General features: G+C 58.6%; 24 protein-coding genes. 18 read left to right on the top strand and 6 right to left on the bottom strand.

Annotated features, from left to right (window positions below; translation table 11 throughout):
• Nucleotides 1–523 precede the first annotated feature (523 nt).
• Nucleotides 524–2,836 (bottom strand): NADP-dependent malic enzyme, encoded by a 2,313-nt coding sequence (locus tag ACFOFO_RS11940; protein ID WP_390331595.1) that lies wholly within the window; start codon nt 2,834–2,836, stop codon nt 524–526.
• A gap of 355 nt (nt 2,837–3,191) precedes the next feature.
• Between ACFOFO_RS11940 and ACFOFO_RS11935 the strand changes: the two genes are divergently transcribed.
• The 3 genes from ACFOFO_RS11935 (at nt 3,192) to ACFOFO_RS11925 (ending at nt 5,253) form a co-directional block, all read left to right on the top strand.
• Nucleotides 3,192–3,692, top strand: coding sequence for a rubrerythrin family protein (locus ACFOFO_RS11935; RefSeq protein WP_390322746.1), 501 nt, complete (start codon nt 3,192–3,194; stop codon nt 3,690–3,692).
• Between the two features lie 98 nt (nt 3,693–3,790).
• Nucleotides 3,791–3,955 carry a rubredoxin gene (locus tag ACFOFO_RS11930; RefSeq protein WP_390322745.1) on the top strand — a complete coding sequence of 55 codons (165 nt, stop codon included), beginning with the start codon at nt 3,791–3,793 and terminating at the stop codon, nt 3,953–3,955.
• A 74-nt stretch (nt 3,956–4,029) separates the two neighbouring features.
• Entirely contained in the window at nt 4,030–5,253 is a 1,224-nt protein-coding gene (locus tag ACFOFO_RS11925; protein WP_390322744.1) for an FAD-dependent oxidoreductase, read from the top strand.
• Between the two features lie 379 nt (nt 5,254–5,632).
• Here ACFOFO_RS11925 and ACFOFO_RS11920 read toward each other — a convergent pair whose 3' ends face one another.
• Both ACFOFO_RS11920 and ACFOFO_RS11915 read right to left on the bottom strand, forming a co-directional pair.
• A complete protein-coding gene (locus ACFOFO_RS11920; RefSeq protein ID WP_390322743.1) occupies nt 5,633–5,935 on the bottom strand; it encodes an HU family DNA-binding protein in 303 nt (100 codons plus the stop codon).
• Between the two features lie 602 nt (nt 5,936–6,537).
• A complete protein-coding gene (locus ACFOFO_RS11915) occupies nt 6,538–6,996 on the bottom strand; it encodes a glycine zipper 2TM domain-containing protein (RefSeq protein ID WP_390322742.1) in 459 nt (152 codons plus the stop codon).
• 362 nt (nt 6,997–7,358) lie between these two features.
• On the opposite strand from ACFOFO_RS11915, the gene thiL reads away from it, so the two are divergent.
• From thiL to ACFOFO_RS11875, 8 genes are all read left to right on the top strand, one after another.
• Nucleotides 7,359–8,330, top strand: coding sequence for a thiamine-phosphate kinase (gene thiL, locus ACFOFO_RS11910; RefSeq protein ID WP_390331593.1), 972 nt, complete (start codon nt 7,359–7,361; stop codon nt 8,328–8,330).
• Complete coding sequence (locus tag ACFOFO_RS11905; RefSeq protein WP_390322740.1) at nt 8,327–8,863, top strand: phosphatidylglycerophosphatase A family protein; 537 nt, start codon at nt 8,327–8,329, stop codon at nt 8,861–8,863. The genes thiL and ACFOFO_RS11905 overlap by 4 nt, the downstream gene beginning before the upstream one ends.
• Nucleotides 8,864–8,880: 17 nt before the next feature.
• Nucleotides 8,881–9,369, top strand: a complete 489-nt coding sequence (locus tag ACFOFO_RS11900; RefSeq protein WP_390322739.1) for a CinA family protein — start codon at nt 8,881–8,883, stop codon at nt 9,367–9,369.
• Between the two features lie 177 nt (nt 9,370–9,546).
• Entirely contained in the window at nt 9,547–10,692 is a 1,146-nt protein-coding gene (locus ACFOFO_RS11895; RefSeq protein WP_390322738.1) for a methyltransferase, read from the top strand.
• Nucleotides 10,693–11,201: 509 nt separating this feature from the next.
• Nucleotides 11,202–12,266, top strand: a complete 1,065-nt coding sequence (locus ACFOFO_RS11890) for a hypothetical protein (protein ID WP_390322737.1) — start codon at nt 11,202–11,204, stop codon at nt 12,264–12,266.
• A 50-nt stretch (nt 12,267–12,316) separates the two neighbouring features.
• Nucleotides 12,317–12,514: a hypothetical protein gene (locus ACFOFO_RS11885; RefSeq protein ID WP_390322736.1), complete on the top strand. Its 198-nt coding sequence runs from the start codon at nt 12,317–12,319 to the stop codon at nt 12,512–12,514.
• Between the two features lie 39 nt (nt 12,515–12,553).
• Nucleotides 12,554–13,216 carry a cytochrome b/b6 domain-containing protein gene (locus tag ACFOFO_RS11880; RefSeq protein ID WP_390331592.1) on the top strand — a complete coding sequence of 221 codons (663 nt, stop codon included), beginning with the start codon at nt 12,554–12,556 and terminating at the stop codon, nt 13,214–13,216.
• Nucleotides 13,217–13,375: 159 nt separating this feature from the next.
• Nucleotides 13,376–14,593 carry an ABC transporter substrate-binding protein gene (locus tag ACFOFO_RS11875; protein ID WP_390322734.1) on the top strand — a complete coding sequence of 406 codons (1,218 nt, stop codon included), beginning with the start codon at nt 13,376–13,378 and terminating at the stop codon, nt 14,591–14,593.
• A 261-nt stretch (nt 14,594–14,854) separates the two neighbouring features.
• On the opposite strand, the gene pyrF is transcribed toward ACFOFO_RS11875, so the two are convergent.
• A complete protein-coding gene (gene pyrF, locus ACFOFO_RS11870; protein ID WP_390322733.1) occupies nt 14,855–15,682 on the bottom strand; it encodes an orotidine-5'-phosphate decarboxylase in 828 nt (275 codons plus the stop codon).
• Nucleotides 15,683–15,960: 278 nt separating this feature from the next.
• Here pyrF and ACFOFO_RS11865 point away from each other — a divergent pair, with 278 nt between their 5' ends.
• From ACFOFO_RS11865 to ACFOFO_RS11855, 3 genes are read left to right on the top strand one after another with little or no spacing between them, the layout of a single operon-like run.
• Nucleotides 15,961–16,575 carry a LemA family protein gene (locus tag ACFOFO_RS11865; RefSeq protein WP_390327902.1) on the top strand — a complete coding sequence of 205 codons (615 nt, stop codon included), beginning with the start codon at nt 15,961–15,963 and terminating at the stop codon, nt 16,573–16,575.
• 31 nt (nt 16,576–16,606) lie between these two features.
• Nucleotides 16,607–17,461, top strand: a complete 855-nt coding sequence (locus ACFOFO_RS11860; RefSeq protein ID WP_390322732.1) for a TPM domain-containing protein — start codon at nt 16,607–16,609, stop codon at nt 17,459–17,461.
• A complete protein-coding gene (locus ACFOFO_RS11855; RefSeq protein WP_390322731.1) occupies nt 17,461–17,961 on the top strand; it encodes a TPM domain-containing protein in 501 nt (166 codons plus the stop codon). The genes ACFOFO_RS11860 and ACFOFO_RS11855 overlap by 1 nt, the downstream gene beginning before the upstream one ends.
• A gap of 669 nt (nt 17,962–18,630) precedes the next feature.
• On the opposite strand, the gene ACFOFO_RS11850 is transcribed toward ACFOFO_RS11855, so the two are convergent.
• Together ACFOFO_RS11850 and ACFOFO_RS11845 are read right to left on the bottom strand one after the other, a co-directional pair.
• Complete coding sequence (locus tag ACFOFO_RS11850) at nt 18,631–18,933, bottom strand: hypothetical protein (RefSeq protein ID WP_390322730.1); 303 nt, start codon at nt 18,931–18,933, stop codon at nt 18,631–18,633.
• Nucleotides 18,934–19,136: 203 nt separating this feature from the next.
• The gene (locus ACFOFO_RS11845; protein ID WP_390322729.1) at nt 19,137–20,033 is read right to left on the bottom strand and encodes a LysR family transcriptional regulator; all 897 of its coding nucleotides are present in this window, start codon (nt 20,031–20,033) and stop codon (nt 19,137–19,139) included.
• A 248-nt stretch (nt 20,034–20,281) separates the two neighbouring features.
• Here ACFOFO_RS11845 and ACFOFO_RS11840 point away from each other — a divergent pair, with 248 nt between their 5' ends.
• The 4 genes from ACFOFO_RS11840 to ACFOFO_RS11825 all read left to right on the top strand — a co-directional run bounded on the left by ACFOFO_RS11840 (nt 20,282) and on the right by ACFOFO_RS11825 (nt 23,411).
• Entirely contained in the window at nt 20,282–21,661 is a 1,380-nt protein-coding gene (locus tag ACFOFO_RS11840) for an MFS transporter (RefSeq protein WP_390322728.1), read from the top strand.
• A gap of 497 nt (nt 21,662–22,158) precedes the next feature.
• Nucleotides 22,159–22,608 (top strand): SRPBCC family protein, encoded by a 450-nt coding sequence (locus tag ACFOFO_RS11835; RefSeq protein WP_390322727.1) that lies wholly within the window; start codon nt 22,159–22,161, stop codon nt 22,606–22,608.
• A gap of 13 nt (nt 22,609–22,621) precedes the next feature.
• Nucleotides 22,622–22,945, top strand: a complete 324-nt coding sequence (locus ACFOFO_RS11830; protein WP_390331596.1) for an ArsR/SmtB family transcription factor — start codon at nt 22,622–22,624, stop codon at nt 22,943–22,945.
• A complete protein-coding gene (locus ACFOFO_RS11825) occupies nt 22,932–23,411 on the top strand; it encodes an SRPBCC family protein (RefSeq protein WP_390331591.1) in 480 nt (159 codons plus the stop codon). The genes ACFOFO_RS11830 and ACFOFO_RS11825 overlap by 14 nt, the downstream gene beginning before the upstream one ends.
• Nucleotides 23,412–23,556: the final 145 nt, after the last annotated feature.

Raw genomic sequence — 23,556 nt, 5'->3', positions numbered from 1 at the left:
TCTCCGGCTCGCCGCCTCGTCCTCGACCTACTATGCCGTTTGCTGACTTCTGCATGGCATGCGCATCCCAACACCTCTCGATGTCGGTAGCACAAGGCACGCATGCAGATCTCCCCGGGTATTGCGCACCCACCTTCACGCTTATGCCTGTCGGATATACGCCGTAGCCTTCCGTACAAGTATCGGGCTTCGATGAAATTGGACATCTCACCCGGCTACGCCGCCCCGTATCCGCTTCCTGTTCGACTCGGCGTCCCCGTCAGGCCAGCGCTTTGCTTCCGGCTTCCTTCAGATTCGCAGTCGCCCGCGACACCCTTGCCTTCCGCTAACTCTTCCCCTTGTCGGGCAAGTAGAGGACTTTCACCTCCAAGTAGGTGCGCCCTGCCGGGCGCACCAATAAAAAAGCCCGACCAAAACAGGACGGGCTTCTTGTTGTCAAACGCGCGCGAAGGGTGCCGCCAAACGATGGCGGCACCGACAGCGGACGATGGGCAAAACCGTCGTCGCGCTGTTGTCGATCGGCTTACCGCTGCGCCACCGCATCGACCACGCACAGCGCGGTCATGTTGACGATCCGGCGCACGGTCGCCGACGGGGTCAGGACGTGCACCGGTTTGGCGCAGCCGAGCAGGATCGGCCCGATCGCGATGCCGTTGCCGGCGGTTACCTTCAGCAGGTTGTAGGCGATGTTGGCGGCGTCGATGTTCGGCATCACCAGCAGGTTGGCGTCGCTTTTCAGGGGCGAGTTCGGCATCACCGCTTTCAGCAGCTTGGGGGTGAGCGCGGTGTCGCCGTGCATCTCGCCATCGACTTCCAGATCCGGTGCATTTTTCTGGACGATCGCCAGCGCCGCGCGCATTTTTTGCGCTGATTCGCTGTTACTGGATCCAAAGTTCGAATGCGACAGCAAGGCCGCGCGCGGCAGGATGCCAAAGCGGCGCATCTCGTCGGCCGCCATGATGGTGATCTCGGCCAGTTGTTCGGCGGTCGGGTTCTCGTTGACGTGGGTATCGACCAGCACCAGTTGCCGATCCGGCAGTACCAGCGCGTTCATCGCCGCATACACATTGGCGCCGTTGCGCTTACCCAGCACCTGGTCGATGTAGTTCAGGTGCAGGTTGGTGGTGCCGAACGTGCCGCAGATCATGCCGTCGGCATCGCCCTTGTGGATCATCATCGCGCCGATCAGCGTGTGACGGCGGCGCATTTCCAGCTTTGCGTATTGCTCGGTGATGCCCTTGCGGGACGCCATCTGGTGATAAGTCTGCCAGTAATCGCGATAGCGCTCGTCGTAGTCGGGATTGATCACTTCAAAATCGACGTCCGGCGTCAGGCGCAGGCCGAATTTCAGGATGCGCTGCTGCAATACAGCCGGACGGCCGACCAGGATCGGTTTCGCGAGTTTTTCATCGACGATGATTTGTACCGCACGCAGCACGCGCTCTTCCTCGCCTTCGGCAAATACGATGCGCTTTTTCGCGGACGGCGCCTGCTTGGCGATCTGGAACAGCGGTTTCATGAAAGTGCCGCTGTGATAAACGAACTGCTGCAAGCGCTCGGTGTAAGCCTGCAGGTCGGCGATCGGACGCGCGGCGACGCCGGACTCGAACGCGGCTTGCGCCACGGCCGGCGCGATTTTCATCATCAGGCGCGGATCGAACGGCATCGGGATGATGTATTCGGGGCCGAATGCCAGGTTGTTGATGCCATAGGTGGTGGCGACGATATCGGACTGTTCGGCTTGCGCCAGCTCGGCAATCGCATGCACCACCGCGATTTCCATCTCGCGCGTAATCGTGGTCGCGCCACAGTCGAGCGCGCCGCGGAAGATATATGGAAAGCACAGCACGTTGTTGACCTGGTTCGGATAGTCCGAACGGCCGGTCGCGATGATGGCGTCGTCGCGCACCGCCTTGACTTCTTCCGGCAGGATTTCCGGGGTCGGATTGGCCAGCGCCAGCACCAGCGGCTTGGCCGCCATGGCCCTGACCATCTCGGGCTTCAATACGCCGCCGGCCGACAGGCCGAGGAAGATGTCCGCGCCGGCGATCACTTCGGCCAGCGTGCGCGCCGATGTGTCCTGCATGAAGCGCGCCTTGTCCGGGTCCATCAGCTCGGTGCGGCCCTGGTAGACCACGCCGGCCAGATCGGTGACGAAAATGTTTTCAATCGGGAAGCCGAGATCGACGATCAGATCGAGGCAGGCCAGCGCCGCGGCGCCGGCGCCCGAGACGACCAGTTTGCACTGCTTGATATCCTTGCCGACCACTTTCAGGCCGTTCAAAATCGCCGCGCCGACGATGATCGCGGTACCGTGCTGGTCATCGTGGAACACCGGGATCTTCATCTTGTCGCGCAATTTGCGCTCGATGTAGAAGCACTCCGGCGCCTTGATGTCTTCCAGATTGATGCCGCCGAAGGTGGGTTCCAGCGACGCGATGATGTCGACCAGCTTATCAGGATCGGACTCGTTGATCTCGATATCGAACACGTCGATGCCGGCAAATTTCTTGAACAGCACAGCCTTGCCTTCCATCACCGGCTTCGATGCCAGCGGGCCGATGTTGCCCAGGCCCAGCACGGCGGTGCCGTTGGTGATGACGGCAACCAGATTGCCGCGCGCGGTGTATTTAAAGGCAGCGGCAGGATCGGCGACGATCTCTTCGCATGGCGCCGCGACGCCCGGCGAATACGCCAAGGCCAGGTCGCGTTGATTGGTCAGTTGCTTGGTGGGGGTGACGCTGATCTTGCCGGGGGTCGGACATTCGTGATATTCGAGCGCGGCCTGACGCAGTTGTTGGCGCTGTTGCTGTTTTTGATCTGATTGCGAATCCATGCTGGCGGCCTTCCTGTCTGAATGCTTGATGTTAACTGCGATAAAAAAAGGGAAATAGCCGCGATATCTCAGCGGCGCGATGCGCTCCGGCACCGTTTCTGTACTTTTGCAAGCGTCTGATTTTATCAGAGTGATTCCTCTAACCTTATACGTATTAGTACTTGAGCTATTACTTTTGAGCATAACCTATGATGTTTTGTGCACTACTGCCCTACCTGATAACAATGCAAAACACTATCAATTTTATATAGACAATCAATTTTATTAATTTATGGCTGTTGCGTATGATTCACTCCATGCCGCTTGCAATCATGCAACGGACCAGAGCACTGCAGACCACCAACAGGAGAGCAACATGGCAAACCAACAATCCACAGGCAAATCGATTACCATCGAAAACCTCGAATCGGCCTTTGCCGGCGAATCGATGGCGCATATCAAGTATCGCTATTTCGCTAAACTGGCACGTGAAGCCGGCGCCGAGGATGTCGCCAAGGCCTTTGAGGCGACCGCCGAGCAGGAAGTGATGCACGCCTTTGGCCACCTCGACCTGCTATACCCGAAAACGCAAATGACACCGGCCAAGGCACTGGCCATCGCCATCGAAGGCGAAACCTATGAATACACCGAGATGTATCCGAAGTTCCGCCATCTTGCGGTGGAGGAAGGTAACCATGCTGCTGTCGCCGAATACGACGAGCAGATCGCCGAATCGAAGGAACATGCCGCCAACTTCAAGCGCACCTTGGAAATCGCGGCCAAACGCTTCGGCGCGCTGGCCAAAGTCGAGGAACGACACGCGAATCACTACCGCGACGTGTTGCAGGCACTGAACGCGGCCTTGAATCCGGCCTAATACCAGGCGCCGGCCGTAAGGCCGCGGCCATATAGCTGACTAAACCAGCGGTGACTAAACCAGCGCCGACTAAACGAATACCAATACAAGGAAACAATATGAATACTTACCAATGCATCGTATGCGGCTTCATCTATGACGAGGCGATCGGCATGCCGGAAGACGGCATCCCTGCCGGCACCCGCTGGGCCGACATCCCGGCCGACTGGGCATGCCCGGATTGCGGCGTCGCCAAGGCAGATTTCGAGATGGCGCAGATCTGACCCACAGCACCCGGCGGGTCCGCCCGCCGCGACATTCAACCGCGCAGCAGTAAACTCACGTAAAGGGATGCAGCATGAACCCGATCATCATCATCGGCGCAGGACTCGCGGGCTATACGCTGGCGCGTGAACTGCGCAAGCTCGACAAAACAACATCATTGATGATCATCACCGCCGACGATGGCGGTTTTTATTCCAAACCGATGCTGTCGAACGCGTTCGCACAAAACAAGCAGGCGACGCAACTGGTATCCCAGTCTGCGGCGCAGATGGCCGCGCAAATCGATGCCCAAGTGCTGGCCAACACCCGCGTCAATGCGATCGACACGGCAGCCAAGCTCATCGACACCACGGCCGGCCGCTTCGGCTACGAACAACTGGTGCTCGCGGTCGGCGCGCAACCGATCCGTGTCCCAATGGCGGGCGACGCCGCGCATGAAGTACTGTCGGTCAACCATGTCAGCGACTATGCCGTATTCCGCCAGCAGATCGCCACCATCGCCGGACCGGTGGGCGACAGTATCGATGGGCAGCACGCGCAGCATGTGCATGTAGCGATCCTGGGCGCAGGCCTGATCGGTTGCGAATTCGCCGACGATCTGCGCGGCGCCGGCCACACGGTCACGCTGATCGATCCCAACCCGCTGCCGCTGGCCGCGCTGGCGACACCGGCACTGTCCGAGGGATTGCAAGCAGCCTTGATGGCTCGCGGCATTGCTTTGCGGCTCGGCACCACCGCAGTCCGACTCGACCGCGACCCGCACGGACTGCAGTTGACGCTGGCCGACGGCAGCGCACTGCGCGCCGACATCGTGCTGTCGGCGGTCGGACTGCGTGCCGACCTGACGCTGGCAAAAGCGGCCCAGCTCGCCATCGGCCGCGGCATCCTGATCGACGCCACCGGCCGCACCAGTGCGCCGGATGTCTATGCGTTTGGCGACTGTGCCGAATACGCGGCCGAAGATGGCGGCCAGGGCAGCACTCGCATCCTGCCCTATATCGCGCCGCTGATGGCCGCCGCGCGCGCCATCGCGCGCACCCTGACCGGGCAGATCACCGCGATCGACCTGAAACCATCACCGGTGCTGGTCAAAACCCCGAGCTATCCGCTGGCACTGGTAGCGCCGCCGCAGCACGCCGTCGCAGCCGGACGCTGGGAACACGAACAGGAAGGCAGCCGCACCATCTCGCGCTTTTACGATGCGCAAGGCGTGATGCAAGGTTTCGGTGTGGCGCCGCAGGAATCTGTGGTGCGGCAGGGATTGCTGGCGCAGTTGGGAAAGGTGGCAGTGGCTTGAGGATGCGGCGCGACGACAGGGGAGCGCGGTATTGCTGGACGACGGGCCGCACTGATCACGCGGTTGATGTTGATTGACGTTGACGTTGACGTTGAGGTTGATGCTGACGGCGTCCGCGTGCGACGCGGTCGCTGGTGCGCGGCAGAAAATGGATCAGACACGAACAATGTCCGAGCCGCCAACGCGTTGTTGTCGTTGCCATCGCGGATAGAATTTCACGCGGGACAAGGTGCGGGGTGGAGTGCAACGATTCACCGTGCCATCGTGGACGCCAAGTTCAGGCAGTTGGACTCTTAACACTTCAGACGGTGTCCCCAGGCGCGATGGCCCGGGGCTTTGCTTGATACTCAGCGCATGCGCACTCTCTCGAGTGCGCGCCTCACTTCGCCGCTCTGCGCTTGGCTGCCTTCGGATCGACCGCGTCCTTGAAGCCTGCGCCCGCCACGAACTTCGGGACTTTTCCGGCCGGAATCTTGATTTTCGTGCCCTTACTTGGGTTGAATCCTGCACGCGCGGCACGGCTAACCTGCCTGAAAGTTCCGAAGCCAACGATAGCAACCGTATCGCCTTTCTTGACGGTGGCAACAATGGTCTCGGTGATAGTCGCAATGATGCGCGCGGCCTCAGCTTTCGACAGCTCATGTTTGGTTGCAATCTTTTCAGCGAGTTCTAAACGATTCATGTAAGACCTTAAAGGAAAGAGTGGCCCGAGGCCACGGAAATGGCTGGATGCATGAAATGCAATGCGAGAGCCTATTCTCTCGCATCTGTTTCCTTGCTGCAAGCAATGACGGATTTACGGTGATATGGTGTATTTCGGCCACACCAGACTGTTGGAACGTCAACCATCAAGGTCGGATCAAGCTGTGATCGCGACCTTCAACCCACCAACGCGCTGGTGTCCGAATAACGCATGGCCTGCTCGGTCTGGTCCAACTTGAATCGATGGCTGATCATCGGTTCCAAGTCGAGCCGACCGCAAGCACATTCATTTACCGGCGCATGGGTCAGCGCCGCGGCGCCTGCATTTGCTGCCTGACGTCAGCAAGGTCTTGTTCAAATATTGAGCGCGCCTGCTGCATGCACACTGCGCGAGTGGCGCGCTCGCCCTGCTTGCATTCGGCCATGGCTTCCTGATAAGCGGCGCAGCTCCTTGAACTTGACGGGAAATCACCGCAGCTTCCATCAGGCCGAGGCAGGACGCACCGATATTCGATCGTGTTGATGGGTCAAAATTCCAGCCCCTCTCGCTTGAACACTGGCGTGGCGCAGATCACGGCACGCTTAGTAACGGTAGACGCGCCCATCGGCGACACGCACGCGATTGCCGACGCGCAAATCGGCAATACTGCTTTGCGCGACGGTCGTGCTGTCGCCGTTATCCAGGCGTACGCGGATCTGATACATATCCGGCGCCTGCGCGTTCTTGTTTTGTTCCACATTGTTGCCCACCACAGCGCCGCCAACGGCGCCGACGACAGTCGCTGCGGTCCTGCCATTGCCGCTGCCAACTTGATTGCCCAACAAGCCGCCAACCAGGCCGCCGACTATCGCGCCGGTGCCGCTACTGTTGTTCGCTGGGCGCGTTACCTGAATCGACTCGATCGCGCCATAGCTGCTGGTGTTGGACTGGGAGGGCGTTGCATAGGAGGTCGACGTCTGTTGTGGACTGTTACTCGCACAGCCAACCAGACCCGTCGTTACGATGAGCATCAATGCACTGATGGTGTGGGTCGATTTCATGTTTTCCTCCTGGTTAAGTATGCGACCAAGATAACCAGGAAAAATCGCAAGGTCTGTGCGCTGCCGCACCGAGCCCATGCGCCGACGAAACGGACCTGTCGAGTGCTGCAACCGCGCAGCTTCTGCAAGCTTAGCGGATGAAAACAGACTATCTGCAGCGGCCTTCGTGATCCAGCGGAAATCATTCCCCCGCGGCTCGACCCTATTCCCGTTTCAGCGTCTCCGCGCTTGCATCAGCAGCGTGCTCGCTCTGGGTATAAGGTCGGCGCGCCTGCTGGCGCACCTGACATCATATAATCACGATTATTCCTTTCACAACAGTCCCATTCGACAAGCATTGATGGACAAGAAATGGATTAAAAATGCTAAAAAGCAAAATGTCCGAATTCGACCTGATCGCCCAATACTTCACCCGCCCGCCACGCCACGCCACGCTCGGCGTCGGTGACGATTGCGCGCTGCTGACGCCGACACCCGGCATGCTGCAGGCGATCTCGACCGACATGCTGATCGAGGGCCGGCATTTCTTGCCTGACGCCGATCCCGCGCAGCTCGGCCACAAATGCCTGGCCGTGAATCTGTCCGATCTGGCCGCAATGGGCGCGACACCGGTCGCCTTCACACTCGCGTTATCTCTGCCGCAAGCCCGCGCCGCATGGTTGCAGCCGTTTGCCGAAGGTTTGCTGGCCTTGGCCGATGCGCATCAATGCGAGCTGATCGGCGGCGATACCACCAAGGGACCGCTCAATATCTGCATCACCGTGTTTGGCGAAGTCCCGCCCGGTCTGGCGTTGCGGCGCGATGCGGCGCAGGTCGGCGACGATATCTGGGTCTCCGGTACGCTGGGCGAGGCGCGCCTGGCGCTGGCCGGCTTGCGCAATGAAATCGTGCTGGATCCGTCCACGCTAGTGGCGGCGGCGCGACACCTGCATGCGCCGACGCCGCGCGTCAGATTGGGTCTGGCTTTGCGCGGAGTGGCGCATGCGGCGATCGATATATCGGATGGCCTGAGCGGCGATCTCGGACATATTCTGCAGCGCTCGCGGGTCGGCGCCACGCTTGATGTCGATGCGCTGCCGCCAGGCCCGATGCTGTCGCATCAGCCGCTGGATCTGCGACGTCGCTTCACATTGGCCGGCGGCGACGATTACGAATTGTGCTTTACTGCGCCGAGCGAGCACCGAAAAGCGGTGCTGGCCGCCGCGCACAGCGCCGATACTGCTGTCACCCGCATCGGCAGCATCGACGCCGCCCCCGGCCTGCGCCTGATGGACAGCGCCGGTGCCGCGTTGACCCTGCAACTTTCTTCTTTCGATCATTTCAGCTCGCCATGACCCCACTCGAGCCAGAACCAAGCACCGGACATGGCGCCAGGGCAGTCATGCCGGATGCCCGTTTCATGCGGTCGCACATAGCGCATCTGGTGGCACAGGGTTTCGGCAGCGGCTTGTCGCCAATCATGCCCGGCACGTCCGGCACCCTGCTCGGCTGGCTCAGCTTCGTGCTGCTGACGGCACGCTGGCCGCAATTGTTTACCCCGCTGAACTGGCTCATCATCATCGCAGCCGGTTTCGGCATCGGTGTCTGGGCCTGCGACAAAACCGGGCGCGATATGGGCGTGGCCGACCATGGCAGCATGGTGTGGGACGAGATCATCGCATTCTGGCTGGTGTTGCTGCTGGTGATGCCGGCCGGATTCTGGGCCCAGTTCTGGGCCTTTGTCTGGTTCCGATTTTTCGACATGCTGAAGCCGCCGCCGATTGGCTATTTTGATCGCCATATGAAGGGCGGTTTTGGTGTAATGTGGGACGATATTCTGGCGGCGTTTTATACGCTGCTGCTGTTGGCACTGTGGCGCGTTATCTAATTTTCGGAGGGGATGCAATGGACAATATCATCGATCTGGCGGCGCAAGTTGGTAGCACTTTGCAAGCCAAGGGGCTGCTGCTGACGACCGCAGAATCCTGCAGTGGGGGTGGCGTGGCGCAGGCGATCACCGAGATCGCCGGCTCATCTGACTGGTTCGACTGCGGTTTCATCGCCTATTCCAACGCGTCCAAGACCGAGATGCTCGACGTACCCGCCGCGCTGATTGCGCAGCACGGCACCGTCAGCGAAGAAATCGCGGCGGCGATGGCCGAAGGCGGACTCGCCAACAGCAACGCCCATGTCGCGCTGTCGACCACCGGCATCGCCGGTCCGGGCGGCGCAGTGCCGGGCAAGCCGGTCGGCACCGTCTGTTTCGGCTGGACCAAGGGCGACGACGCGACGCATACAGAGCGGCTGGTATTTGCCGGCGACCGCCAGGCGGTACGCGAACAAACGGTACGCCACGCGCTGCAGGGCTTGTTGCGGTTTCTGGAACAGAACTGAACCCACACACCTTTTTCAGCAGCGAAACAGGATATACTCCTGCAAAACATACTAATTACCGCACTGATTTAAACATAAATTTCGATATACTCCACGATAATAGTGTACAGCGGGCCGGCCACAATTGGACCAGTGTGGCCGGCCCATTGTTTTTGATTGATCCCGAGTGAGCCTGTAGTGAACGATATCCCCACCATTAGCTGGATCGAGGCAGGCCAGTCCCGCTCCGCGCGCTGGCATTCCGAAAACGGCGCGCCGCCGCCGAAACGCGTCGTCATCGCCGACGATCAGATGTCGGCCGACAGCGCGTATCGACTGGCGTGCGAAGGCACCGCGCTGCTATGGCGCGGTGATTTTCAGAATGCACGCCAGCTGTTGCAGGCGCTGGCACGACGCATCGATCGAGCGCCACGCAAGCCGGCAAAAATCGCAGCACCCACGCCTTCCCCGACGGAGGCCTTCCATCTGCATCGACAAGCGCAGGCGCAGCGCGCGCGCGTACTCGCGATGCTGTTGCTGCCGTTCGAGCAGGACTTCCGTATTCCGCTGCGGCGTGCGCCGGACGTGCGCCAGGCCTGCAACGAGGCATACGGCGCGCCGGCCGGTCCGTTTGTCGCCTCGCTGCGTGAGTTGCTCGGCCTGATCGGTGCGCATGAATGGCGCAAGAACGGCGTCGACATTCCGGCGCTAGGCCAGCGCATCCATCCGCATTACGGCGTGTTCTCGCCGGTGCGTGGCGAGTATGTCGGACTGGTGGCCGACGCGCCGCTGCCCGCGATGCAAGCTTCGCTGGCGTTCGACATCGGCACCGGCAGTGGCGTACTGGCCGCGGTACTGGCACGGCGCGGCATCAAAGACGTGGTGGCGACCGATCAGGACCCGCGCGCGCTGGCTTGCGCGCGGGACAATCTGGCGCGACTCAAGCTGGATCATCAAGTAGCGTTGTTACAGGTCGACCTGTTCCCGCCCGGACGGGCACCGCTAATAATATGCAACCCGCCATGGCTGCCGGCGCGACCCAGCTCAGCGATCGAACATGCAATCTACGACCCCGACAGCCGCATGTTGCGCGGATTTCTCGGCGGTTTGGCGGCGCATCTGGAACCAGGCGGCGAAGGCTGGCTGATTCTGTCGGATCTGGCCGAGCATTTGGGTCTGCGGCCGCGCGCAGAGTTGATGGCGATGATAGACGCCGCCGGTTTGAAAGTATTGGGCCGGATCGATGTCAAGCCGCAGCATCCCAAGGTCAGCGATGCGAGCGACCCGTTGCACGCGGCGCGCGCGGCGGAGTTGACGTCGCTATGGCGGCTGGCGGTGGCTTGAGGTCTGCATTGCTGACCGACCTCTCTGCAACCTGTCGTCAAAAATTGACGCGCTGTTAAAAACCTCCCCTGCTCGATGCCATCGTCGTGTAAGGCAAGAACAATGGGGGCACGGCTCGGCGCAAAAAATGGATCAAGCTTCGACGCAATTGACATTCAAGGGCGGCCTGCAGCCAGGGGCAGTCATTCGTCAACCACCAGCTCTTTTCCTAGCGATGCGATCTGCGTGTTCAGAACCGTTTTGGACCCTTTTTAGGGTGTGCACACCCGCCCAAGGTGAAATTGCCTTGCGGCAACTCATGTGTTATAAATCTGGTACAAGGAAGCCATTGCAGCAATGACGCATTTGTCGATTTGCTATCACTCCGAGTTGTACAAACAACCGTCCGAGATCGAATATCCATTCGGCTTCCAGGCGATCGGACGGTTCCTGAATATACGGACGGCTCTGGCGTTAATGGCATTTGACCCTGCACCGGGAAACTGGACAAACATTACTAAGGACTCCTTGTGAAAAAAATCAGCAAGCTGCAGCGTCCGCGTTTCAAGTCAATTCAAGTGCAGCGCTATCTGCGCGCCATGTGGAGCGCCGCCTTGATCCTCGGCGCCACTGCCAATGCAGCGATAGCGGCAGAAGCTGCAACGCGGGAAAAAATCGAACAAGCCGTTGGCAAGATTGCCAATGAATTGAAGCAGGTTTGTCCATTGTCTGATCCTGCTAGCCAGGGCGCGTTCGATCTTTGCCGTCAAGCCATGTTCGATGATTCGCTTATCAAGCAAATGATGCTGCCGGTGGTGTTGTGGGGACGACAGCGAGACCCGAATATGACGTTGAAGGAAACCCCATTGACGCAGTTTGCGCCGGAAATCCTCGCTGGCTTGTATATGCCGCTGTTCATGTTCGATGGAAAATACAAGGTGACCTACAACGAGCGCGAGAAGCTCTATCTGGCGACATTAGGGGTGGTGTTTCGCAATCGCCTACAGCCGGGACAATTTCCGTACCCGTTCTGGCACGATGCCGCGAAATGGAATACCTACGAAAATGCAAACACGATGCTGTTGTGGATCGACCCTAACACCAGCAAGCTGCGATTCGCACAGTTTTCTATATTTGGCGAAGTGGTACCCGGGTACCCTGCTGCCAAAGCGACCGTCCCGGCATTTGACGGCAAATGGCTGTGGACCGATGAACATGGCAAAACTCAGCCTGCAGTCACCTTGTTCGATGGACTGTATCGCGAGAATAATCCGTACAAGCAAAAACTGGATCAATCGTATCGCGAGTTTGCCATTACGCTGCGCGAGTCACAGTGTTTGTCCTGCCATGTGCCGAATAATCCCGATAAAATGAAAAAACTCGTACTGCTGCAATCGCCGGCACACGCGTCGATGGAAATCCATCGCGTATTAAAATCGGTACGTGAAAAAAAGATGCCTCTGGACGAACAAGGCATTGAAAAGACACTTGATCCGCAGCTCGAGCAGGTATTGCTGGACAAAGGCGGCGCATTCGAGAAATTAGTCGATGCCGCACGGGAATGGGAGCGCACCCAAGCCCCTCGTAATCAATAAGTATGCAGTCATGAAAACATAAGTGTCTCGTTCCAAAAACCGGCTTTAGCATGAAACGTCTACTCGCCAATATCTTGTTAAGCACTTTGATTGCCGCTCCTGTGTCAGCGCAAGCTCAATTTGCCAGGGTCGATGATGCAGTCAAATACCGGCAAGCCGCATTTAAGGTATTAAGCTCACATATCAATCGCGTCGGCGCCGTGGTCAAATCTGACATGCCATTCGACAAATCCACGGTCGAGGCGTGAACGTCAGACACAGGCAAAGCGAAATTGAAGGAGTAAGAAATGAAGAAAATGCGTGTTTGGGATTTACCCATTCGCTTGTTTCACTGGGCGTTAGCGGTGGCTGTCATCACTGCCCTGGTTACCGAAAAAATTGGCGGTAACGCGATCGAGTGGCATTTTCGTTTTGGCTATTTGGCGCTGGCTCTGGTCGGATTCCGACTCCTTTGGGGCGTGATCGGAACACGCTACGCACGCTTCTCAAACTTTTTGCATGCCCCTTCCGCCATCCTCGCCTTTGTATCGAGCCGGAAAGGCGTGACCAAAGAAAAACATCTCGGGCATACTCCGCTCGGTGGCCTATCAGTATTTGCAATGCTGGGTGTGATAGTCATGCAGACCGCCTCTGGATTATTTGCGAATGATGATATTGCCAGCGAAGGACCCTTGGCGAAATTCATTAGCAAGGACGTGTCTGATAAGCTCAGCTGGTTCCACGCGCAGGTAAGCGGCAACTTGATCTATGCATTAGTTGGCTTGCATGTCGCAGCCATCATTTACTACTACGTCAGGAAGAAAGAAGATCTGATCATACCGATGATTACTGGCGATAAAATCAGTGAAGGTGATGCACTCGCCGCCAACGATTCGTGGCAGATGCGCCTGCGCGCATTCATTTGCATTGCCGCATGCGCAGCCGGTGTTTATTATTTGGTGAATTTGTGATCAAAACATTCCTGCACTATGCGCCGCGCCAATTGGACAGCAAGCATAGTGTCAAGAGTGCCCTATTGTCCCCATGATGGGGCAGAGAATTTATAACAAAACAATGCTGCGCACTTGAATTCGCTTTAGTTCGAACATCCGTGCGCGATAAATTTCCCGATGAGGCGGGATAGAGCATCGAGCAAGAAATTGCTTTGCTACGCGCAGGATGGAAAACCCTTTTTAAATTTAGGATTAAATAACATGAAACGTCGAGACCTATTGTCCGCAGCCCCAGCCTTATTGGCGAGCAGTATGATTGGAGGATTGTTTAAAGATGCTCATGCTCAATCTGCCGTCGTCAAGTTCGGGCAATCGGCGTCACTGACTGGCGCGCAAGCAAGCTATGGCAAAGACGTGCGCGACGGCATCGCCGCTGCGTTCGCATCGGCCGCCAAGTCCGATGGCGGGAAAGGCCCGCGCTTCGAATTGGTGACGCTCGATGATGGCGGCGATCGCGAGCGCTGCAAACAAAACACCAAGAGTCTGATTGACTCGGGTGTGTCGGCCCTGGTGGGCTTCACCAGCGGCGCCGGAGCAGAGGCAGCATTGCCGACCATTGAAGCGGCGCGCATCGTGCTCTTGGGTACGGCGAGTGGCAACATGGGTATCCGAAACAAGGAACTGAGCATGCCTTACCACGTTCGCGCCGGTTACGATGACGAGTACGCCAAGCTGGTGGCCTTCGTGAAGGAATTCGGTATGCGCCGAATCGGCTATGTCTACCTAAAAGACACCTCGCCAGCCAACCAGGCGGCCATGGCGAGCGCACTCGGCGCAGCAGGCATCAAACCCACAGAAACGATTGCACTCGACCGCAACGCCAAATCGTTTGATGCCGACGCGGAAAAACTTCTGGCGGCCAAGGTGGATTGCATTTTGTTCACGACTAACTCGGCACCTATCGTCAGCTTGACCGAGCACCTGACCAAGCGCGGCTATGCGGGATTCTATTTTGCATCGTCGTTCGCGGGACAGGCGCTCATTGACAAGATGACGACCTTGGGGCGGGGTATCATCATGGCACAGGTGGTACCACGTCCCAGATCGGCAACAATCTCGCTGGTCAAGCGCTGCGAGCAGGATATCACTGCGCTCGGCAGTGGTGCGCGCATCGGCTATACCAGCCTCGAGGGCTACATCGTGGGCCTGGTCGCTATCGAGGCGGCGCGGGCAATCAAAGGCGATGGCCTCACCAGGGCCAGTTTTAAAAAGGCCTTGACTGGCTTGAACCTCGATCTCGGCGGTTACAACGTCAACTTCGCCGGTGGCGGCCACCATGGCTCGCGTTTCTCTGAAGTGGTCGCCGTCGACCGCACCGGGAGAATCATCGGCTAGTGTCCTGAGTCAGCAACGGCGCGACCGTTGCACGCGGCGCGCGCGGCGGAATTGACGTCGCTATGGCGGCTGGCAGTGGCTTGATGGGCTGTGCCTGCAGCCTAGTGTAGTGTTTCATTCTTGCCGCAACATAAAAGCGCGTCTTTTCGCACCATATGTCGTTGCAAATCCTCGCGATAGCTCGCTATCGCTGCGGTTTGCGCCTAATCTGGCACGAAAATCCATCTCTTTTATTTGTTCCATCAAGAATGAAACACTACACTAGCGACGGAACTGATTGATCGCAGCCCGCGTCTGCAACGCCACCCGCCGCGCCGCCATCGCAAAGTCCTCGCCCGTAGTCGCATCCGGAGCCGCATACAGGATCGCACGTGACGAACTGATCATCATGCCGGTGCCGTTGGCCGTTTTTCCGGCGCTCACCGTCGCCGCGATATCGCCGCCCTGCGCCCCGATGCCGGGCACCAGCAGCGGCATGTCGCCGACGATCGCGCGCACCTGTGCCAGCTCCTCGGGAAAGGTGGCCCCGACCACCAAGGCGCACTGCCCGTTGGTATTCCACTTGTCGGCCACCATCCGCGCCACATGTTGATACAGCGGCTGGCCGTCGACTTTCAGAAATTGCAGGTCGGAGCCGCCCGCATTGGAGGTACGGCACAGCACGATGGCGCCGCGATCCTTCCATTCCAGATACGGCGCGACCGAATCAAACCCCATATACGGGCTGAGCGTGACCGCATCCGCGCCATAGCGTTCATAGGCTTCGCGGGCATACTGCTCGGCGGTGGCGCCAATGTCGCCGCGTTTGGCATCCAGCACGATCGGGATCTGCGGATAGGTCGCGCGCAGGTAAACACACAGCGCTTCCAGCTGGTCTTCGGCCCGCAACGCCGAAAAATAGGCGATCTGCGGCTTGAAGGCACACACAACGTCGGCCGTGGCATCGATGATCGCCTTGCAGAAGGTATAGATGCCGTCTGGCTGGCCTTGTAGCGGGGCCGGCAATTTGGCGCTGTCCGGGTCGAGGCCGACGCACAGCAGCGTATCGTTCTGCTGCCAGGCGGCAGCGAGTTTCTGGATGAAGGTCATTGTTTTTGGTGATCGACGAGATATTGGAGGGAGCACGCCGCGATGCGGTGCGGAACCCGTATTTTAACCCGCCGCCAAGTCGGCACCGGCGTTTGGAACGCAAACGGCGACTGGCCGGCCTGCCAAAAGTCGGCGCCGGCGAGGACGCAAGCCGATATCCCGGCCGACCGTCAATATGTTATCGTTGCGCCAAGAATTCACGCCGGAGTAAATGTTCTCGCGGAGCCATCGTTTCACCTCAATAATTCCAAATCGAACCACCAGAGGAAATCGCCATGATGCAGTTGTTCAAACAATACCCCGCCAGATTAATCAAAGCATTTGCCATCATCGCCCTCGCCTCGACCCTCTCCGCCTGTGGCTACAATGAATTCCAGACCAAGGATGAAGCGATCAAGGCGGCCTGGAGCGAAGTGGTCAACCAGTACCAGCGCCGCGCCGACCTGATTCCGAATCTGGTCAACACGGTCAAAGGCTATGCATCGCACGAAAGGGAGACGCTGGAAGCGGTGACCAAGGCGCGCGCGGCGGCCACCAGTTTCCAGATCACGCCGGAAGTATTGAGCGACCCGGAAGCATTCAAGAAATTCCAGCAAGTCCAGGGCGAACTGTCGAGCGCGCTGTCGCGCCTGATGGCCGTGTCGGAAAATTATCCGCAGTTGAAGGCCGATACCAGCTTTCGCGATCTGCAGTCGCAACTGGAGGGCACTGAAAACCGCATCACCGTCGCGCGCCAGCGTTACATTGCCGCGGTGCAGGACTACAACGTGCTGGCGCGCAGCTTCCCGAGCAATCTGACCGCGATGGTGCTGAAGTACAACGTCAAGCCGACGTTTACGGTCGAGAACGAGAAGGCCATTTCATCGGCGCCGACCGTCAGTTTCGGCAAGTAAGCCGATTCCATTGTCACCACGTGAGCCCACCATGAGCTTTCTGCGCCAGCTATCGGGATTGTTCGCACTGTTGCTGTGCCTGGCGCCCTACCCGGCGCAGGCACAGGCACAGGGACAGGCGCAGGTCCCCAAATTCGCGCCGGTTCCGCCGCTCAGCGCGCATGTGATGGACCAGGTCGGCCTGCTCGATCCGGCCCAGCGCGCTGCCTTGGACAATGTGCTGAAGGATTACGAAGCCCGTACCGGCAATCAGGTCGCGGTGCTACTAATCAGCAGCACCGCGCCGGAGGTGATCGAGCAATACAGCATCCGGGTTGCCGACGCCTGGAAGCTGGGACGCAAGGGCGTCGATGACGGCGTGATCCTGGTGGTCGCCAAAGACAATCCGAAAGAACTGCGGCGACTGAGGATAGAAACCGGGCGCGGCGTGCAAGGCACGGTCACCGATGCCCAGTCAAAACGCATCCTGCAGGATGTGATCGCACCGCATTTCCGCCAGAACGACTTCTATGGCGGCTTGACGGCCGGCGTCACCGCGCTGACCGCCTTGCTCGACCAGGAGCACTTCCCGGCGCCGGCCAAACCGGCTGTCAGCGCCATCCATGGCGATAACCTGGGTTCGTGGCTGCCGATCCTGTTCTTCGCGTTTCTGGTCGTGATCGCGCTGGCGCGTTCGCGCGGGCCGCGTGGCAATGCGTTGTCGCACGGCGCCTGGGGCAATACGGCCGGCGTGATTCTCGGCAGCGTCCTCGCCAATAGCGTCGGTCGCGGCGGCGGCGGGTTTGGCGGCGGGTTTGGCGGAGGTGGTGGCGGAGGAAGTTCCGGCGGCGGCTTTACCGGTGGTGGCGGTGGTTTCGACGGCGGCGGCGCATCGGGGGACTGGTAATGAATACATTGTCACGGCTATGCAAGCATTGGTTCACCACGTCGGCGGCCGGTCGCAAGGTGTTTCCCGCGGCGACGCTGAAAGCAATCGAAACCGCGATTGCGGAAGGCGAGCAACTGCATCGCGCCGAAGTCAGGCTAATCGTCGAACCGGCACTCCCCACGCATATGGTGTTGCAGCATTTGACGTCGCGCCAGCGCGCGGTCGAACTGTTTTCCCACTACCGGATCTGGGATACCGAAGAGAACTGCGGCGTGCTGCTGTATATCAACCTGGCCGATCACAAAGTCGAGATCGTGGCCGATCGCGCGGTCGGGCGACTGGTCTCACGTGGCGACTGGCACTCGGTCTGCCAGACCATGACACACGGCTTTGCACGCGGCGCGTATCACGACAGCGTCGTGGACGCGCTGGCTCAGCTCAACGCCCTGCTGAAAGCACAGATGCCGGCCGACGGCGGCCGCGCTAACCAGCTGTCGAACAAGCCGGTCATGTTGTAGCGGCTTGCAGTAACAACTTGCTCTTAGTGTTCTTTGCCATTGAAGTCTGGGACAGTGCGCAGCTAGGGAATGGTTCTAGATCGTCCAGGTAAGGAGAGGCAAAGTCGAAGACAAACCGTCGCTTTGTCTCCGCATAGAATTCAAGCGCGCACAATGCCCGGGACAACCTTACTCTGATCGAACACCAAGTGGCACCGGCTTATTAAGAGCAGCCGCGACCAGCTGCAAACGACCCATTGCCGCCGGTCACGCTTCTCAAGAGCGGTCGTTCAACTCGCAATTGAATGTCACTTCAATTTCCAAATGTTGCCTTGTACCAGTACGCAGACGGAGCTTGAAACCAACTGGAATTCGATTTGTTTGCGAACTGTGCCAACTCTGACATATTTCCATCATATCGCTTGTACAAAGCAATTAGCTCGCGAAGACTTGCCGCGGAAACACGCGTTGAACGAAGGAGGATCACAAGCTCCCGGCCATGTCCCTCCATATGAGTTGCGCCTGGGATCGACTTAAGCCATCCGAAGAACGCAGCCTCGTCCGATCGCGAGTAATACTGCATTGAAGCTTTCCAAATTAGTTCCGCCATATTGATGTTCGACCTTATCTAGGGCCGGGTTAAAGTTCAATGAATTCCAAACAGACCGGCGCGATGGAAGGGGTACTCGATTAACCCCCGTCCTTCTCGATACCATATTTTCGTTCAAAATCACGCGACTTTTTGTAATCGACGAACCTCAATAGTCCAGCAATGGCAAGGGCCACTGCAATCGCACCAAATAAGATCAGCATACCGACGTAATTGAACTCCACTAGCCAAGCTGTTTGGTATGTATCCAATCCTTTGCCCGATCTAACTTTGTCAATGCCGATTGCGATCATGGCCGCTAAGCCACCAAGGGAAGCGACTCCCATGGCCACAAAACCAAAGATCATCCAGCGAGACATAGACGGCTTTTTCGATTCGTTCATTCAGATAGGGGTCGTCTCAGAAAACGGAAATTTAAGCACGCTAAGCCGGTTGCAGCCCTCGCAAATGAAGATTTGTCGCTCGGGAAACGGAAGCCTGCCTTACAAGGCAGGCCCGTTACGCAGGGGCGCGGCATGCCGCGCTAATTCCCTGCTCCACCACTATGTCCACGCTATAGCACTCTGACTGCGGGAGACTTACCCCTTCAGCGGATCGCCGCGCAGGTATCCAGAACGAGGCCGCGCAACCAGCGATGCGCTAGATCGGCATCCAGCCGCGGGTGCCAGAGCAATGAAATCGTGATCTCCGGCGCGGGGACCGGAAGGGGAAAACTATGCATTCCAGCGCGCAGGTTTCCGGTTTGGCGTTCGGGAACACTAGCGATCAGGTCGGAGGCGCGAGCTAGCGCCAGTGCGGTCGAAAAGCTACCGACGATCGTGACGATCTCCCGTTCCAGCCCGAACGGTTGCAAGGCTTCATCAATCGGTCCCTTGTCGAGACCCCGCCGCGAGACGCAGATGTGCCTGCCTCTCGCATAACGGGAAGGCGTGATCTTGCCCTCGCTCAGCGCGTGCCCCATTCGCACGACGCCAATGAAACGATCCCTGAACAACGCGTGTGCACGAACCTCCGGACCAGTCGTCTTCCCCACCACGCCAGTCTCCAGATCGACGGTCCCGTCGCGAAGAGACGTGCTCTCTTTGTTTGGTTTCTGCACGAAGCAGAGCCGCACGCCAGGAGCCTCCTCGCCGACGCGAGCAATGAGACCCGGTCCGAAGTTCTCAACAAAGCCTTCGCGGGTACGCAGCGTGAACGTTCTGACGAGCTGTTTGAGGTTGAGCTTCTCGGCAGGACGGAGAACCGCTTCTGCATCCTGAACGAGCTGGCTGACCCGCTCGCGCAGTTCGAGCGCTCGGGGTGTGGGAACGAGACCTCGTCCGGCTCTGACCAACAGTGGATCGCCTGTCGTCTCTCGCAATCGCGCAAGCGCGCGGCTCATCGCCGACGGGCTAAGCCGCAACCGTTGGGCTGCGCGCGCAACACTCCCTTCTGCGAGCACCGCATCAAGAGTGACAAGCAAGTTGAAATCTGGGGTCGACATGCGTTGATTTTAGCGCAATTTGTTTTTGATATGGCGTCAAACGCACGAATAAAGTGCAAATGGTGCGTCTTCCGCCATGTCAAACAAGAGGGCATGATTCGGATAGCTCCATTTCGAGAGTTGCCAAAAAAGCGGAGTTCATTTTGAACACTATCATTGCAAAACGAGATGAGGTAGTAGCTGGAAGTGCCGGAAGCGTGGCAGGCACTCCGTCGGTTCGCTGGGCGCTGGCCAGCCTCTCTCTATCCATGTTGATGCCCTCGCTTGATACCAGCATCGCCAATGCTGGCTTGCCGACGTTGGCACAAGCGTTCACCGCCTCCTTCCAGGCAGTCCAGTGGATCGTCCTCGCTTATCTCCTTGCCATCACCACCCTGATCGTCGGCGTCGGAAGGTTCAGTGACATCACCGGCCGCCGCCGGTTGCTCCTTGCCGGAATCGTCCTGTTCACAGTGGCCTCGGTACTGTGCGGCGTCGCCCCCACGCTCTGGTTTCTAATTGCCGCCCGGGCGGCGCAGGGCCTCGGAGCAGCCGTCATGATGGCTCTCACCATGGCGTGTGTCAGTGAGACGGTTCCAAAAGAAAAGACCGGTAGCACCATGGGATTGCTCGGAACGATGTCCGCGATTGGCACCACCCTGGGCCCATCGCTCGGCGGCCTTCTGATCGCCGGTCTCGGTTGGCGTGCGATCTTCCTCGTCAACGTTCCGCTGGGTATCCTGAATTTTCTTCTCGCGCATCGTTACCTGCCCGTTGATCGCCAGAAACCGAAGGCAGGTCGGGCCAGCTTCGGGGCCAGCTTCGACAATACGGGCATGCTGGTGCTTGCTCTTACGCTCGCGGCTTATGCGCTTGCCATGACAATCGGACGGGGCAGATTCGGTGCGCTCAACATGGCTCTGCTGTTGGCAGCCGTCCTCGGAGTCGCCCTTTTCGTGCGAATCGAGGAAAAGGCGGAGGCAAAAGCCGCATCACCTTTGATCCGATTGGCGATGTTCCGCAATCCAGTTCTGAGTGCGAGCCTCGCCATGAGCACGCTCGTCTCGACGGTGATGATGTCGACCCTGGTGGTCGGACCGTTCTATCTCTCTCGTGCGCTCGGGCTCGAAGCCGCTCTTGTTGGACTCGTCTTATCGGTCGGCCCGCTTGTCGCCGCGCTGACCGGCGTGCCGGCGGGCCGCATAGTGGACCGTTTTGGCGCACAACGCATGACCATCGCTGGGCTCATCGGAATAGCGGCCGGTTGCCTCGTTCTATCCTTCGTACCAGCGACATTCGGCATAGCTGGATACATCACCCCCATCGTCTGCATCACCGCCAGCTATGCACTGTTCCAGGCGGCCAACAACACCGCAGTCATGACAGATATCGGCCCTGACCAACGCGGCGTCATTTCCGGCATGCTCAGCCTGTCACGCAATCTCGGACTCATTACCGGTGCGTCTGCTATGGGCGCAGTATTCGCGCTCGCATCGGCGACGATCAACATCACAATGGCGCGTCCCGATGCCATTGCCGCCGGTATGCGTATCACGTTCGCAGTCGCGGAGATTCTGATCGTCGTCGCGCTCGCCATCGCGATTGGCGCTTACCGCCGCACATTACGCAATCGGGCAATTGCTCCATAAGCAAAGTTGCTGGCGGACAAGCGCGATATTTCCGTTTTCTGAAACGACCCCAGATAGTCCGTGCTGGGGAAAAATTGCAAAGGCAACAACATATTGGTCGTGTGCGCGAAGGTCCGGAGTTGGCGGCCAAGCGCCCGACAATCAGAAGGCGCTTCGCGACCCATTGCCGTAGTTGACTTCCAGTCGTCAATGTCTGCTCTGCCGATGTAAGCCGCCCTTCGAGTTCGGTGCGCGAGCTCACACTCCCGGCCAGAAGTCTGGCGCCCGCCAGGCAGGCCGAGTGGGCGTATCAGCAATGCCATCGCCGTGCTGCCGATTTTCGAGCACTACGCGTTCGGCCTGGAGACGCCGTACGGCAGCGTTTTTTCGCTTGATATGCAAGCAAATGCTTGCATATAATGGATATCGGAAAAGGTCTTCAATGCGACGGCTGACGCCAGGAGATTTTTTCCATGACAACGCACGCAGTCGTTTCGATCAACCCGTAAGGAGAAATCATGGTGGATATCCTGCACAGAGTCGGAATTAAATCGTCCCTGGATGAAGTCTATAAAGCATTGAGCACGCGTGACGGCCTTGCCGCCTGGTGGACGAACAACACGCAAGGGGAAAGCAAAGTCGGCGGAGTGTTCCGCTTCAGCGCCGGCGGCTCCGACGTCGGCGGCTTCGACATGAAGGTTCTTGAGCTTCATCCCGCCAAGCGTGTGCTATGGCAAGTGGTCGACGGGCCCGCAGAATGGATCGGCACCAAGATCAGTTGGGAGCTCAAACAAGATGGCGAATATTCCATCGTCCTCTTCAAACACCAGGACTGGAAGGAGCCGGTGGAATTCATGCACCACTGCAGCACCAAGTGGGCGATTTTTCTGATGAGCTTGAAGTCGCTTCTGGAAACCGGGAAAGGTGCTCCCAACCCCAACGACATCAAGATCGACAACTGGAACTGAAAGGCTCTTGGACATCGACAAAGTCTTCAAGGCGCTGGCTGACCCGGGCCGCAGGCGCCTGCTTGACCTGCTGCATCGCGAGAACGGCCAGACGCTGACAGCACTCTGTGAGCACATGGACATGACACGGCAGGCCGTGACACAGCACTTGCAACAGCTCGAGGAAGCAAACCTTGTCGCCATCGTGTGGCAGGGTCGAGAAAAGCTCCACTACCTCAACCCTGTGCCGCTGCACGAGATTCACACGCGCTGGATCGCAAAGTTCGAGCGCAGCCGCCTCGATGCGTTGCGCGACCTCAAGAAGAAACTGGAAGGTGATGACAATGACAAAACCTGATTTCGTGTACGTGACCTACATCGCGACGACGCCGGAGAAGGTGTGGCAGGCGTTGGTCGACCCAGACGTGATGCGCAAGTACTGGTGTGGTCTGAATGCGGATTGCCCTGGAAATGTGAACCTGTCGGATTGGAGGCCCGGTTCTCGATGGGAGCACCAACGCCTGGACGATGCGCGCACGGTCAACATTGTCGGCAAGGTCGTCGAGAGCACGCCTCCACGCCGCCTGGTTTTCACATGGGCCAGGCCGAACGATGCCGAGGACGAATCGAAACATTCACGTGTTGCATTCGATATCGAGCCGCACAGCGACGGGCTCGTTCGTTTGACGGTCACGCATGAGGACCTCGAGCGCGACCCCCAGATGCTCGCGGGCATATCGGGCGGCTGGCCGAAGGTTCTTTCGAATCTCAAGACGCTGCTCGAAACCGGTCGCGCGCTCCCAGGGTCACCTTCGGCAAACTGAAGAAGAAGGAAAGAGCGAAAGTGGTGCCGCGCGACGCGTGGCTCTCCGCATTGGTCTTACCATGGTAGATACTGAACGGACTATCTATATTTCGCCCTGAGTCAATCGTCAAGGAGAATTTACCATTTGTGCCGTAGCAGTGACT

The sequence above is a fragment of the Pseudundibacterium arcticum genome (genome assembly GCF_042646465.1).
Classification (GTDB): domain Bacteria; phylum Pseudomonadota; class Gammaproteobacteria; order Burkholderiales; family Burkholderiaceae_D; genus Undibacterium_A; species Undibacterium_A arcticum.
This window is presented reverse-complemented; position numbering and strand designations above follow the sequence as displayed.

What these genes read in the sequence shown, in the direction of transcription:
- ACFOFO_RS11845 (WP_390322729.1), bottom strand. Translation starts at nt 20,033, where the DNA reads ATGTCGACCCCAGATTTCAACTTGCTTGTCACTCTTGATGCGGTGCTC.
- pyrF (WP_390322733.1), bottom strand. Translation starts at nt 15,682, where the DNA reads ATGACCTTCATCCAGAAACTCGCTGCCGCCTGGCAGCAGAACGATACG.
- ACFOFO_RS11825 (WP_390331591.1), top strand. Translation starts at nt 22,932, where the DNA reads ATGACAAAACCTGATTTCGTGTACGTGACCTACATCGCGACGACGCCG.
- ACFOFO_RS11865 (WP_390327902.1), top strand. Translation starts at nt 15,961, where the DNA reads ATGCAGTTGTTCAAACAATACCCCGCCAGATTAATCAAAGCATTTGCC.
- ACFOFO_RS11880 (WP_390331592.1), top strand. Translation starts at nt 12,554, where the DNA reads ATGAAGAAAATGCGTGTTTGGGATTTACCCATTCGCTTGTTTCACTGG.
- ACFOFO_RS11840 (WP_390322728.1), top strand. Translation starts at nt 20,282, where the DNA reads ATGTTGATGCCCTCGCTTGATACCAGCATCGCCAATGCTGGCTTGCCG.
- ACFOFO_RS11850 (WP_390322730.1), bottom strand. Translation starts at nt 18,933, where the DNA reads ATGAACGAATCGAAAAAGCCGTCTATGTCTCGCTGGATGATCTTTGGT.
- ACFOFO_RS11835 (WP_390322727.1), top strand. Translation starts at nt 22,159, where the DNA reads ATGGTGGATATCCTGCACAGAGTCGGAATTAAATCGTCCCTGGATGAA.
- ACFOFO_RS11925 (WP_390322744.1), top strand. Translation starts at nt 4,030, where the DNA reads ATGAACCCGATCATCATCATCGGCGCAGGACTCGCGGGCTATACGCTG.
- ACFOFO_RS11855 (WP_390322731.1), top strand. Translation starts at nt 17,461, where the DNA reads ATGAATACATTGTCACGGCTATGCAAGCATTGGTTCACCACGTCGGCG.
- ACFOFO_RS11860 (WP_390322732.1), top strand. Translation starts at nt 16,607, where the DNA reads ATGAGCTTTCTGCGCCAGCTATCGGGATTGTTCGCACTGTTGCTGTGC.
- ACFOFO_RS11915 (WP_390322742.1), bottom strand. Translation starts at nt 6,996, where the DNA reads ATGAAATCGACCCACACCATCAGTGCATTGATGCTCATCGTAACGACG.
- ACFOFO_RS11935 (WP_390322746.1), top strand. Translation starts at nt 3,192, where the DNA reads ATGGCAAACCAACAATCCACAGGCAAATCGATTACCATCGAAAACCTC.
- thiL (WP_390331593.1), top strand. Translation starts at nt 7,359, where the DNA reads ATGCTAAAAAGCAAAATGTCCGAATTCGACCTGATCGCCCAATACTTC.
- ACFOFO_RS11905 (WP_390322740.1), top strand. Translation starts at nt 8,327, where the DNA reads ATGACCCCACTCGAGCCAGAACCAAGCACCGGACATGGCGCCAGGGCA.
- ACFOFO_RS11875 (WP_390322734.1), top strand. Translation starts at nt 13,376, where the DNA reads ATGAGGCGGGATAGAGCATCGAGCAAGAAATTGCTTTGCTACGCGCAG.
- ACFOFO_RS11885 (WP_390322736.1), top strand. Translation starts at nt 12,317, where the DNA reads ATGAAACGTCTACTCGCCAATATCTTGTTAAGCACTTTGATTGCCGCT.
- ACFOFO_RS11940 (WP_390331595.1), bottom strand. Translation starts at nt 2,836, where the DNA reads ATGGATTCGCAATCAGATCAAAAACAGCAACAGCGCCAACAACTGCGT.
- ACFOFO_RS11900 (WP_390322739.1), top strand. Translation starts at nt 8,881, where the DNA reads ATGGACAATATCATCGATCTGGCGGCGCAAGTTGGTAGCACTTTGCAA.
- ACFOFO_RS11920 (WP_390322743.1), bottom strand. Translation starts at nt 5,935, where the DNA reads ATGAATCGTTTAGAACTCGCTGAAAAGATTGCAACCAAACATGAGCTG.
- ACFOFO_RS11930 (WP_390322745.1), top strand. Translation starts at nt 3,791, where the DNA reads ATGAATACTTACCAATGCATCGTATGCGGCTTCATCTATGACGAGGCG.